Source organism: Nonomuraea roseola, from assembly GCF_039535395.1.
Classification (GTDB): domain Bacteria; phylum Actinomycetota; class Actinomycetes; order Streptosporangiales; family Streptosporangiaceae; genus Nonomuraea; species Nonomuraea roseola.
Genome location: NZ_BAAAXC010000015.1, coordinates 2,611,861 through 2,624,273, shown reverse-complemented (window position 1 = coordinate 2,624,273; position 12,413 = coordinate 2,611,861). Strand labels below are relative to the sequence as shown.

The window sequence follows — 12,413 nt, the reverse complement described above, 5'->3', positions numbered from 1 at the left end:
GCGCTAACGATCATGCTCTCCGGGTCGCCCTGGGGATAGCCGGGATGGTCGCCTCTGCCGCCGCGTAAGCCACCTCCGGGACCACACTCGTGTAGACGTCGGCGGTGAAGCTGTGACGCGAGTGGCCGAGCGTAGCGGAGATGACCTTCATGTCGATGCCCGCCGCCAGCATGATCGTCGCCGCGCAGTGCCGGAGATCATGGAAGCGGATCGGGGGAAGATCTGCCGCAGCCACGATCGCCGCAAACCGCTCGCTGACGTACTCCTCGCGCAGCGCGCGTCCGTCCACAGCGGTGAAGATCAACCCCGTGTCCACCCAACGCTCACCCGCGGCCAGCCGCTCCCGCTTCTGCCTCGCTCGCCAGGCCGTCAGCGGCACGGCATTCTCATCGCCCAGCGCCACCGTCCGCCAGGAGCTGTCGGACTTCAGGCCGTCGTCGTCTTCATCATCCGACTCCAGCACGCCGAGGGTCTTGGTCACCTTGAGGTCGGAGTCCTCCCATCGGACTCCGCACGCCTCACCGCGGCGTAGACCGCGCGTCGTGACCAGGTGGTACAGCGGGTAGAGGCGCTCATCCACACAGGCGTCGAGGAATCGGCCGGCGAGCAGGGGTGTCCACACCATGACCGGGCCAGGGATTCGGCCGGTCTCCCGCCACCGTGCGACCCGCTCGTCGGTCCACACCAGCGGCCGGACCCTCCGCACGGCGGGCAGCTCGACGTGTTCGGCGGAGTTGTGCTTGATCCGCTTCTGCTTGAACGACGTGCCGAGGGCGGACGACAGCACGCGGTGTACCCGGTGAATTCGTGACGCCGACAGGGCGTCACCCCGGAGACGCCGGCAGGCGGGGCGTGGACGTGGAGGTGCGGGACCTGCTCGGCGGCCGCGCATGCCGCCACGGCCTGCCCGACCGCCGCTTCTGCGCCGAGTGCGAACAGGCCATGGTGATCGTGTGCGAGAACGACTGCGAGCCGCCTTCCAAGGCCGTGGGCACCTGATGGCACGGCTATCCCTACTGGCGGGTCTAGGAGTGGGACTGACTGGCCGAGCAGGTACGGCGCGCCGGCGTGCCCACGACACCTCAGCGACCGCTGAGAGACGATGAACAGGCCGCCTCCTACGGCGGCCGCGCATGAGAGGGAACGCGATGACCGAGGACGACATCAGGCGCCTGATGGCCCAGGAGCCCACGCGCCCGAGTGAGGACTCCTGGGCGCACGGTCCGGATGCCGTGCGGGATGCCGGCGACCCGTCCGCGCGTGTGGCGGCGCGGGTGCTACTGCTGTTCGGCGACCAGGCCGAGGTGCTCACGCCGCACCACGGCGCCCTCGATCCGCTGCGGGTTCCCGCAGCTTCGGTGGCCGAGCAGCTCGGCGTGGAAGTGGCGCAGCTGCCGGGGCTGCAGTTCCTGGCGGTGGTCGACAGGGACGAGCTGCGCGAAGTCGTGCCGATGCCCTGATCCGGCGGCAAGGTCCCAAAACCGTTCGGCATAACACCGCCAGTCGTCATCGCCGACATCGTTGAGTACACGGGCCTGGCAAGCGGCACCGTCGACTCCGACATCTCCCGCGGCCGATGGCGCGAACCCGACGAGGTCGAGCACGGCGTGAAGCGGTGGCGCCGCGCCACCGTGGACGAGATCATGCATGGCCGCCGCGGCTACCGGCGCGATCAGCGCCGCGACTGAGCGCCTGGCGCCGCTCGCCAGCTGCGGCCACCCCCGCCGAGACGACCAGCCCTAGTGTCCGCCGGCGGGATCGCGCGGCACGTGGCTGTAGTCCTGGCCGTCGATCGGCTGGACGGCCGAAGCGGGCCACGGTGTGGTCCCACCCAACGTACTGATTACGGATGCGGTCTTGGCAAAACGCGAGTCAATCTTCATTTGGACCGCGGTTCCATATCGACTCCAGGGGAATGAACTACTGCGCCGCATAACCCTCCAGCGGGTATCGAGTAAACGCGCGAGAGCGATGGAGACGATCGGTATGGGTGTGGGAAAAAACGCGGATGGTCGTCTCGAAGTATTCGCGCTCGCGTCCGACAACGCCATTTGGCACGCATGGGAGTTCCAACCCGATGGCGCTTGGTCGGCATGGCACTCAATGGGGGGAAGCTTTGCCACTCCCCCAGCAGTATGCCGGTTCTTCAATCGCCTTCATATCTTTGCGCGGGGCACCGACAATAAACTCTGGTACAGGAGTCAGACGTCACCGAGCAATGGTTGGGGGCCGTGGCAGCATAATGGCGGCGATCTGAGGGATTCCCCCGTCGTGGCGTTCAACGCAGACGCACTATGCCAAGTGTTCACACGCGGCTGGGATGGCGCCCTGTGGACATGCGTGAAAAGCGGGCTCGACGGGATAGGCGGATGGGTATCGCTTGGCGGGGGCATGGAAGGGACTCCCGCGGTCGGGCAGAGCGCCAACGGCCACCTTGAGGTCTATGCTCGCGGCCTCGACGGCGCACTCTGGCACAAGTGGCAACTTGCGCCCAATGTCGGAGCCGAGGCCGAGAAGTGGTCTGGCTGGTTCCCGCTCTGCGAGTTGGAAGTCCGACGAATGCCCTGCGCTCCGATACTCAACGCCGACCTCCGCCAGGATGTCCCTTTCATTGGCCCAAATGACGCTCCCCACACGATATGGCAGACCGCACCGGCGAACGGCTGGGCAGGACCTAACTTCCTGAACGGCACAAGCAGGTCCCCAATAGTGTCCTCTCGAAACACCGACGGTAGAGCCGAGATCTTCATCGTCGGCATCGATGGACGTTGCTACAACATGTGGCAGACCGCACCCAGCAACGGCTGGAGCCATTGGGGGAAGCTGCCTCTCAATCACCTCGTCGGACCTATATGCGTGACGCGCGGCACTGAAGGCCGACTTGAGGTGTTCGGGATCAACGACGTTGGCGATCTCGTGCATTCTTGGCAGAACGCGCCGAGCGCCGGGCCGTGGCACATGGCGACACGAGGAGGGCAAACTCTCGGCGGCCTTGGAACGAGGCTCAGACAACTCGGCACCCGGGAAGCGTGGCACTTCCGCGAATAGTTTCTCTTGGTAAAGTCGGTCATGGGTTTGCGGCGACGTCGAGATCAAGCCGGTCTGCGCCAGATGTTCGGTCAGCAGGTGAGTGCTCCAGATGCGCCCACCAGCCTTCGTATCCATGGGACCGCGGAGATCCGTGGTCCCATGCCCTGTGATCAGGGACTTTCGCGCGGTCGCCTCAGAAACGGTTTCACTCGGCTTGAAGGGCGAAGGAGTTATCGGTGCCGGCGAGAAAGACGGCGTAGCTGGGGCTGTACATCGCCAAGGCGTCGCGGCGGTCCTCCACGCGGACGATCCTGTGGGTGCCGTCCGGTTTCTTGAAATCAGTCATGTTGGCGAAAGCGACCCAGTGCTGTTGGGGATCGCTGGTGTCGCATGTCTTCAGTCCGGGCAGAGGCCGATGCCGTGAGCTGTGGGGAGGTATCAGCGCCAGGCAGCGGCCGTCGCTGGCGACCAGCTGCCGGGTGGCGGCCCGGTAACTCCATATCGCGGTGGCATCGGCGCACGGAACGCCGCCGACGCGAGGACGCTCGGGGTCGGGGTCGGGGTTGGCGTCTGCCCAGCCCTTCCACCCGATGCACATGCTCCGCTCGGTGCCTCGGCGGATGCGGAACTTTCCGGCGGGAAAGCCGCCGTTGGCCGGAATAGACGTCACCGGGATCGGGACATCCCGCTCGTACATGCCGAGTAGGTCCGACAGCGAGCTCACGCCCAACAGCGAGTGCTCGCCAAACAGTGGCGGCGATGGGGGCGGTTCGGACGCAGGACTCGCGGCGAAGGCAGGCGCGGCCAGCACAGCGGCCAGAACCACGCCCCCGGTCAGATGGACAGCCATGCGGGCTGGGATGTTCACAGAAGCCTCTCGTTCCGACTCAACATAAGTTGGCTACGTAGAGTAGCGAAAGACTACTCTACGTGCTTGGTCAGTGCCGGGAGAGATCGAGCAGACTTGACGATCAGAGTTATCCAAAGGCGTCCTGGCCTCGGGCGATCACTCATGCCCCAGGCACCGACAGGCCCGCCACGTGCGGGCCTTCGTCATTTCCTGGACTCCCACAGGAGGCGCGCAGGGATGGGATGACCGACCCGGCATAGCCGCAGCGCCGGCGGGCGCCGCGCAACCGTGGACGAGATCCTGCACGATGGCCGCCGCCGCAGTCGCGGGCCTGCTGTTCGGTGACCTGGATTCGCACCGCGCGCCCATGCGACCTCGGCGCGACGATGATCGTGCCAGGCTCACGCCCGATCACGAGCGCCTCAGGCCGGCCGGTGCCCGCAGGGGGGCCATCTCGGCGACGGCGATGCCGGAACCAGTGGCCGCGAGCGCGAGCGCCGCGACGGCGATGATGTGTCGGATACGCATGATCTTCACCTTGGGTGAATGGCTACAGGGCGACGTAGGCGGCGACGGCCGCGCACGCCAGGAGGTAGCCGAGGGCGCGGATCGGGCGGCCGCATGGCGAGCGAGAGGCGGCATAGATCATCAACAGCTGTGCCGTGGACAGACTGACGGGGGCGAGCGACAGGCCGGCCAGGACGGCGACGATGCGGAGCTCGGTGAAGCGGGTCGCGATCGTCAGGCTGGTCACCACCGTGGCCGCCAGTGGGGGCGGCGTTTCCAGCCAGGCGCCGAGCCAGGCGAGCCCGGACAGCGGTGGCTGAGCGCGGATCATGAGGGCCTCCGCGTGGAGGTGTCAGGTGCGGGGGTCTGAAGGCTTCAGGCCCTCGGAACAGGGGTGTTGGCGTGGGACTCCACACCCCCACACGAGGCCGTTTGTCCTGGTGACGCCGGTGTGGGGGGACACGTGGCGCGTGTGTGGGTGTGGGGGTGATCTGTGGGGGTCCACCGCCGCAGCTGTAGGGCACGCTCGAGGAGCTCGGGCAGCTGCTGGCCGCTTGCCCCGACCTCGAGCACCTGCTCGGCGCGCAAGGGCGACGGCAGCGCGGGAACATGCACCCGGTCGGGCGGCTGGGCGGGCAGGGCGGCTGTCCAGGTCGCCCCATCCGGCGGTGATGCCGTCGGCGGGCACCAGGCGCAGCGCGCCGTACCGCTCGACCTTGCCGGCGCGGCGCCGCTCCGGGAGGCGCTCGCCGTCGTCGTCGACTGGCGCGTTACCGGCGGGGTACCACAGGACGCCGTCACCATAGGGCAGCTCGATCGGCTCAGGCTCGGGCCCCAGAGAGCCGAGTCCATACGATCACTCGCGTCCTTCATCTGCATGGTGGCGACGTGCGTGTATCGCTTCTTGTGAGCCTTCAGCTGATCGAGCAGCGCGGGAGGGCACTGGAGGGTGAGCTTGCTCTTGCCCTTGCGTGGCCGGAAGACGAGACCGCCGCCCGAACGCCGTGGGCACTTGTCCGCGTGGCCGGTGCAGTCCTTGAGCACGGCCGCACGTGCGCCCATCGGGTGAGCTCAGCGAGATGACCGTCAGGGCGCGTCCACAGCGAGCTTTTCCCGCCGGGTCGGCATTGGAAGAACGCAAAGCACCAGAAAGCCGCTCAGGGCATAGGCAGGGTTCCCGCCACATGCGTGCTCAGCGACAACTTTGTTAACAGCAGGCAAATGATACAGATCGTCCCGATCTTGGGGGAAAAGGTAACGTAAGATGCCGTTCAGAACTAGGCATGTGGAAGGTACCTCTGTGGCGGATGCGTTCGAGGCGGAGATCGGGAAGCTCGCCGGCCAGATCAATCAGCAGATGGCCCACATTCGCGAAGCATACGGAGAACTTTCCGCTATGGAGCACACGGCGTGTTCAGTGGACGGGATGGTGAGCGTGACCGTGGGCCGCCACGGTCAGATGCGCGGCATCGAGCTGAACCCCAGGGTCTATCGCACCCTGTCTCCCTCGCAGCTGGCCGACGCGATCATGCATGAGGTGAACAAGGCCACCGCCGTGGTCTCCGAGCAGAGCAAGCAGCTCTTGCAGCCCCTGATGCCGGAGAGTGTGCCGTACGAGGAGGTCTTCGGAGAGCGGGCCATGCTCGACGCGTTCCTCCCCGGGCCCGTGGAGCCGAACCCATGACCGGTTACTCCGTGCGGTGGGGGGCGCTGCACCGGCAGGCCCGGGTCTACGACGAGCTCACGTACAACGCGGAGGAGGTGTGTGTCGAACTCCGCGCCGCCTTCGACCGGGACAGGAACACGCTCGGCCAGGACGTGTACGGCGCCGAGCTGGCCAAGAAACTGCCCGGAATGGAAGCAGACATCTTTGACGCGCTGATGGCGCACATCGACGAGCTCGAGCGTGTCGCCTCAGGCCTCAATGTCAGCGCTCGCAACTACGAGGGAGCGGACCAGCCGCCCGTCACGCGCGGCTGATCGTCCATGGGCTTCGACGGGTTCCTCGTCCCAGAGTTCGCCAAGCCGTACATCGGCTGGGTGGTTGGCATGGACTGGCCGGAAGGGGACGAGTCCGGCTGCTTCCGGTTGGCCGACGCCTGTGTGATCGCCGCGCACCGACTCGTCAAGGGTACGGGGGCCGACCAGCGGGCAAGCGCGGCCAAAATCGGCGCCGACTGGGACGGGGAGGCACATCTCGCCTTCGCCGCCCATGTCGACGCGGTGGTCGGCGGTCAGGTCGCCGCTGTGGTCAAGCAGCTCGTGGAGGCCGCTGTCGCGCTCAACGGCGTGGGAGTGCAGATCCAGTACACCAAGTACATGATCGAGGTCACCGTCTGGCTGCTGATCGCACAACTGGTGTATCTGCTGGGCGCAGCCATGGCCACTGGCGGGGCCAGTCTGGCGCTCATCCCCGTACGTCTGCAACTTGCCCGGATGACGGTCAGACAGATCGCCAAGCAGTGCGTGCGCAACATGGCGCTGTTCCTCGGGATCGTGGCCGGCATGGACCTGGGCATCCAGATTCTGCAGGGCCGCAGGGACGAGATCGACTGGAAGCAGGTGGGGACCTCGGCGCTGACCGGTGCTGCCATGGGCGGGCTCATGGGGCTGCTCTCCGGCGGGCTGAGCCGGCTGGCCACATCGGCCCTGCGGGCCGGCCTGACCAGGGCTGAGATGACCATGGCCGAGAAGCTGATCGCCGCGGCCAGTTCGTCGTTGTACGGGCAGGCCGCGCAGTTTGCCCTGACCGGCGGGATCACGACCGCGGGAAGCCTGTGGGTCCACGGTAACTTCAGCTGGGACCTGTTGGCCAAGGGCATCACCTCCAGTGCGCTCGGGGCGGACGGGCAGCACGGGGCCGCGGGCCTGCTCCATCGTGCCCCCGACAGTTCGCCCTCGCCCCACCCGGCCCTTCCGTCCGAACGTTCTCCGTCCGGCCCGGATGCCGGCCCCGACCGCGTGCCCGAGAAGCCCAGCGCTGAATCGATCCTGGCGGCGACGAGACATAACCAGGAGACCATCACATCGCCTGCCTGGAAGAGCGCCGACGTGCTGTTCCCGCAGGCCGAAGTTCCCTCGTCCCGTCTGGCTTCCAACGCCGAGACGCCGCAGCCGGTGGCGCACGCACCTGCGTCGTTCCGGCCTGACGGCTCGCCGGTGTGGAAGCAGGTTGACGGGTCGCGGTCGGAGGCGGTGAATGCCGGGCGCTCGGTGAACGGTGGGGCGTTCCGGCCTGATGGTTCGCCGACCTGGAAGCAGCTTGACACGTCGCCCAAGCCCGAAATCCATCCACCCCGAACCGTCGAGATCGGCGCCTTGGGCGAAACGGCGGTACACGACGTCAAGGTCCCGGAGAACGCGACGGCGGCGGCTCGGGCTCTGACCGACGGCATCACGGATGTCACCCCGCGGGAACGACGCGCGATCCGCGAGTGGCTGGCGGAGGCGCTTTCCGACGGCAACCGCGACACGTGGACCGACCACCTCCAAAGGGGCGTTGCGCTCAGCGTCAAAGACACCGTGATCTACCTCAAGCTGAGGCCGAGCGAGTTCACGCACGTGGAGCACCCGAGTCTGGCGCCCGAGAAGCCGGTCGCGTTCGGCGGGGACGGCGTGGAAGGCAAGTCCTCGCGGGCCTCCTCGCTGGATCGGACCGCGGGTCTGCTGAGTGGGCTTTACCACTCGCCGGACGAGGCCGAGGCGAGCGCCCTGCCGCGTGCGGGCATCACCAGTACGTCACGCACGACGCACACGAACGGCAACGAGGTCATCAGCGGTCACAAGGCCATTTCGCCGACGCACGATTACTTCGCCGCGGACATCTCCCTCGACGTCTACCGCAACGGTGACAAGGTCACAGAAACCGCGGCAGTCCCCGAACTGTCCGTCACTATCCCCTTCCCCCAGCAGTTCACCCGTGAAGGGCCGCTTCTGTCCGCCGACCACCCATCGCCGCTCCCCCGCCACGAGGTCCCGATCGGCGCCGAGCACAAGTTCCGTGATCACGGAATCGCCATCACCGGGATGGACGTCACGCCTCTGGTGCAGGAGGTGCAGCGTCGGGCGGTGTCGGCAGGCGTGCCCGCGGGTGAGGTGGCCAAGATCATTGACCACCTCACGTCCACCGTGCTCAACGAACAGGGGATGAAGAACCGGAGCCAGTCGCTGCTGTCGAGCGGGGCTGCCTCCGACGCTGTCCGGTACAAGAGTTCCGCGCTGCGATCAGCGGAGGACTCTGTCACGGTCACCGGCCGGATCACGCGGATCGAGCCCGTTGACGGAAGCGCGCGGCCACCGATCGAGACGATGTTCCGGGACGACCTGGGGCGGCGCGAGAGCGATGGGACGACACATCGGCAGGGCACGAGCGTCGGTGTTCATGCGGGTGGCAAGATCGGCTTGACCCTTGGAGAGAGTGTGGAGGTCGTCGCGCGGGCCGTTGGCGGGTTCGGCTTCGGAACGGATCATGTGACGTCCACCACCAGGGCGCACGGTAACCACACCGTCTTGACCAGGCGCGATGACGTCGCCATGTACGACGCCCACATGCGGCTGCAGGTCGAGACCGAAAGATTGGGCACGTTCGAGGTCGATGTGAAGGCCGGGCTGATCGTACCGGCTCGCGACGCGCCCCGGATGGAGCAGGACGTCTTCGGGCACGATCTCCGGCCACCAGGGGAATTCAACGACATCCAGCGGAAACTCGCCGATCTCCACCGGGAGATGGACGACGTACGTGCGGAGTACGTGCGGAGCGAACCGTTCGGTGAATATCCTCCCCGGGGCGAGCATCCGAACGGTGGCTACGACCCTCACGTGCTGGAGCCGGAGACGCTCGCGGCCGGGCGGGGGACCGGACTGGGCAGCGGCGTCCGCGTCCACTCGGAGACGCTCCTCAGCGCGGAGATCCGCCAGGCCGTCGACCAGGCACTACCCGACCTCCCGGTGGGGATCAGGCGGCAGATCATGCGGGACATCGAGAGCCGCTTCGGCGGCGCGGCACTGGAAGCCGACCTGACGCATGCCCTGCACGGAATCAGGTACGAGAAGACGATCGGCGGCTACACCTTCGAGATCGCGGCCGAGGGCACTCTTGGCCGGCGGCACGAGGTCGGCTCGACCGAAATGACGGTGAACGAGCGCAGGATCACGTCGCAGACCAGCACCAGCCAGCGGGAGACCTCTGTCACAGGCCGTGGGGAGGTGCGTGGTGTCGCGCGCGTCGAGGTGAACGACGGGTTCAAGGTCGACCCTGTGAACCTGTCTCTCACCAGCAGTGGCACGAAGGCGCAGAGTGGCGGCTTCTCCGCCGGCCACACGAGGTACGACCGCACGGAGACCAGCGGCGGCTTCACCATTACGCGGGATCTCTCCTTTGACGTCAGGATGAGGATCTCGCGAAACGGCACAGAGGTGACGAACACGTGGACGGAGGTGCACGGAAGCAAGGCGGAGGTCCTCGTGCCGAATGTCCACCTGCCGCAGTCGCCAGTGCTCGCGCAGGACGTCGCACATGTGGGACGCATGGAGTCGTCGACCGAGCCGCCCGGTAGCGTATGGCGGCCTCGTGAGGGGGAGCTGTCCGCCATTGTCCGTCTGGGCGCCATGCCTGACCTGCCCATGGCGGTGGCCGAGGCTTACACCAGATGGGCGGGGCTGCCGCTGCCCGCCGAGCGTCTGGACGTACCGCATGTGTTCGAGACCGCGACTGATGTGATCAAGCTGGAAACCATGATCACATCTCACCCTGACGGCCTGCACTACACAGTGTCCGATCAAGGGGGAGCGCGGCACGATGTGCATGTGAAGGCCCACGTGGCCGACATGAGGCACGTCAAGTCGGAGACCGGAGTGGAGCACGAGAGCTACTCGAACAGTAACTCGCGGATGACGGACGGCGAGCGCAGCAGACGGGCCCTGGGTGGGCACGCCCGGACCGGTCTGCGCGTCACCTTCGGCGGTGACGGTGAGCAGCCAGGTCACGCACGAGGAAGCGAGGAAAGCAGCGGAACCGAGCGAAAGATCGTGGCGCGAGCGGGTGTGCATGGCGCCGCGAAGCGGATGACCCAGGAAAGCTCCTATCTGGGCGGCAGCGACGTAGCCCGGGTTACCTACTCAGACGGGGGCACCTCGCACTGGTACCGCGCAGACCTGGTCCTGGAGGTGACACCGACCAGAACCGACGGGAGAACGGTCGAACGGGGCCCGACCACATACCACCGGGTGGAAGACATCATGGACCTCGTCCTTCCTGACGAGGTGGCACGCCGTCACGGACTGGAAGGCCCGGAGGCCGTGGAGCCTGCCAAGCAGGCGGGGGATACGACCCGCGCCTATGCCGCGCCCGAGGCGGCGATGAGCACCGCCTCCGTTCAGCATCTCGACGCGCAGGCCGTACTCCCGAAGATCATCGAGATGCTCCGCGACGACAGGCTCCTCTTCGCTGACCAGGAGCTCACGGCTCACCCGGTGGCCGAGCACCTACGTGGCCACTACAGCCAGGATGCGCTTGGCACGAGACTGGGGGAGCTGCGCGGAAACGGAGTGTCTTCCTGGTTGTTCGTCACCGATGAACACGGTCGAGTCACCGAACGCGTGGGTATCCGGGTCACGGCCGAGATCGGCGACGGAGTACACCTGGGTGAGAGTTCCGACACCGGCCTCATGCTCCGCAGCGAGCGCCTGAGCGGCGACCTGAACGTGCGCGAAGTGGGATCGGACCGCGGGGTGGAGCTGCTCGCGCGCTACCTGGAGTCTTCGGACGATGTCAGGGGAGCCGAAGCGGGGTACGCGAACTACCGCGACTCCCACACCGTGGACGCGCACGGAACGAATGAGAAAGCGATCAACCGTTACCAGACGCGCGAAGCCCCGCAGGAGTTCAGGCATCCGGTCGCGTACGAGATCACGCTCGAGCGCGCCCCTGTCCGCCCTGTCCTGGAGCCCGTGCAGGGCGTTGCCCGCAAGGTGCTGCTCAAGGTGGGCGAGGTAACCGGACACGACGGAGCCGGGAGGTTCTTCGACAGTCATGTCGGGGTCACCTCGACGTCAAGAGCGGTCGCGAACGGCGAACTCGGCGTCCTGGTGCCGGGACACCTCACCACGGAGGTGCCGCAAGGAACCCCCGTCACGGCGCGTACGCCGGTCGTCGCCGCGGACCCGCGATGGGCGGAGACGGCAGGGCCCAACAGCATGTCCACCACGCTTGGGGCGGGCGTCCCCAAGGGAGACGTCAGCCAGGTCGCCTTCCCTGCCGCCACCCTGGTGGAGGAGTGGGCGCCGATGGCCGCGATACCGCCGAAGCTCCGGGCGGAGGTGCCCTCGCTGGCCGACCGGCCCAACGGATTCGAGCTCTCTCGCCCGGCCGGCATGTCCCTTGCCGAGGCCACCAAGGAAAGGACCATGCGCGCCCATCTTGAGCAGTTGCTCGCGCATGAGTACGAGATCCCGGGGGTCGGCAAGGTCGGGATCGACGTCAACGGGGCCCGCGAGGTCGCCAGCGCGCAGGTCAAGCAACGCGTCTACGAGCAGACCACGAGCGCGAGCGGGCACGGCCAGGAGCAAGGCAGGGGCCAGTCGGTCCGAGGCGGCGCGTCCGCCGGATCGGGCGGCGACGGGAATCTGGGCTTCGGCGGCATCGGCGGCAGCACGAAGACGGGGGACGAAGCCGCTTCGCGGAACGCCAACATCCTCGAACGTAACTTCCTGGAGAAGCAGCACGAGAACACGTACCTCGCGTTGGACATCTCCGTCGTGCTCTATGGCAAGGGCAAGCCTCTGGTGGTGGACGTTCCCGGCGGCCTCTACCTGAGGCTCACGCCAGAAGGGCTCGCCGAGTTCGACGCCGCGCATCCCGGTGTGATCATGCGCTGAAACCGAGGGTCTCGAACCGGCCGTTCTTCTGGTTGATCCACTTGTCCTCGCGGTTGAAGTTGTAGCGGTCGTAGGCGTGAACGGTGATCTCCATGGTGGCTCGATCGCCGTCGACTCGGACGTCCGCGCTGCCCCAGATGGAGTGCCGGCC

Annotated in this window: 9 protein-coding genes; 6 read left to right on the top strand and 3 right to left on the bottom strand. The window is 67.0% G+C overall.

From position 1 onward, the window contains the following. Positions 1 to 10: 10 nt before the first annotated feature. Positions 11 to 787 (bottom strand): site-specific integrase, encoded by a 777-nt coding sequence (locus tag ABFX55_RS35625; protein ID WP_346127221.1) that lies wholly within the window; start codon positions 785 to 787, stop codon positions 11 to 13. A gap of 20 nt (positions 788 to 807) precedes the next feature. Here ABFX55_RS35625 and ABFX55_RS35620 point away from each other — a divergent pair, with 20 nt between their 5' ends. The 3 genes from ABFX55_RS35620 (at position 808) to ABFX55_RS50150 (ending at position 3,048) form a co-directional block, all read left to right on the top strand. Continuing rightward, the gene (locus ABFX55_RS35620) at positions 808 to 999 is read left to right on the top strand and encodes a hypothetical protein (protein ID WP_346127220.1); all 192 of its coding nucleotides are present in this window, start codon (positions 808 to 810) and stop codon (positions 997 to 999) included. Between the two features lie 149 nt (positions 1,000 to 1,148). Continuing rightward, a complete protein-coding gene (locus ABFX55_RS35615) occupies positions 1,149 to 1,460 on the top strand; it encodes a hypothetical protein (protein ID WP_346127219.1) in 312 nt (103 codons plus the stop codon). A gap of 511 nt (positions 1,461 to 1,971) precedes the next feature. Continuing rightward, entirely contained in the window at positions 1,972 to 3,048 is a 1,077-nt protein-coding gene (locus ABFX55_RS50150; protein WP_487047403.1) for a PLL family lectin, read from the top strand. Positions 3,049 to 3,235: 187 nt separating this feature from the next. On the opposite strand, the gene ABFX55_RS35610 is transcribed toward ABFX55_RS50150, so the two are convergent. After that, the gene (locus ABFX55_RS35610) at positions 3,236 to 3,880 is read right to left on the bottom strand and encodes a hypothetical protein (protein WP_346127217.1); all 645 of its coding nucleotides are present in this window, start codon (positions 3,878 to 3,880) and stop codon (positions 3,236 to 3,238) included. Positions 3,881 to 4,430: 550 nt separating this feature from the next. Beyond that, positions 4,431 to 4,718, bottom strand: coding sequence for a hypothetical protein (locus ABFX55_RS35605; protein ID WP_346127215.1), 288 nt, complete (start codon positions 4,716 to 4,718; stop codon positions 4,431 to 4,433). Positions 4,719 to 5,687: 969 nt separating this feature from the next. Between ABFX55_RS35605 and ABFX55_RS35600 the strand changes: the two genes are divergently transcribed. Genes ABFX55_RS35600 through ABFX55_RS35590 form a run of 3 tightly spaced genes read left to right on the top strand, consistent with a single transcriptional unit; the run spans position 5,688 to position 12,262 of the window. Next, entirely contained in the window at positions 5,688 to 6,071 is a 384-nt protein-coding gene (locus ABFX55_RS35600) for a YbaB/EbfC family nucleoid-associated protein (protein ID WP_346127214.1), read from the top strand. After that, positions 6,068 to 6,367, top strand: a complete 300-nt coding sequence (locus ABFX55_RS35595) for a hypothetical protein (protein WP_346127213.1) — start codon at positions 6,068 to 6,070, stop codon at positions 6,365 to 6,367. Before ABFX55_RS35600 ends, ABFX55_RS35595 begins: the two co-directional genes overlap by 4 nt. A 6-nt stretch (positions 6,368 to 6,373) precedes the next feature. Beyond that, a complete protein-coding gene (locus tag ABFX55_RS35590) occupies positions 6,374 to 12,262 on the top strand; it encodes a WXG100-like domain-containing protein (protein WP_346127211.1) in 5,889 nt (1,962 codons plus the stop codon). The last annotated feature ends 151 nt before the right edge of the window (positions 12,263 to 12,413 follow it).

Excerpts from the sequence above, each read along its gene's own strand:
- ABFX55_RS35590 (WP_346127211.1), top strand. The coding sequence starts at position 6,374 with ATGGGCTTCGACGGGTTCCTCGTCCCAGAGTTCGCCAAGCCGTACATC.
- ABFX55_RS50150 (WP_487047403.1), top strand. The coding sequence starts at position 1,972 with ATGGAGACGATCGGTATGGGTGTGGGAAAAAACGCGGATGGTCGTCTC.
- ABFX55_RS35610 (WP_346127217.1), bottom strand. The coding sequence starts at position 3,880 with ATGGCTGTCCATCTGACCGGGGGCGTGGTTCTGGCCGCTGTGCTGGCC.
- ABFX55_RS35615 (WP_346127219.1), top strand. The coding sequence starts at position 1,149 with ATGACCGAGGACGACATCAGGCGCCTGATGGCCCAGGAGCCCACGCGC.
- ABFX55_RS35595 (WP_346127213.1), top strand. The coding sequence starts at position 6,068 with ATGACCGGTTACTCCGTGCGGTGGGGGGCGCTGCACCGGCAGGCCCGG.
- ABFX55_RS35605 (WP_346127215.1), bottom strand. The coding sequence starts at position 4,718 with ATGATCCGCGCTCAGCCACCGCTGTCCGGGCTCGCCTGGCTCGGCGCC.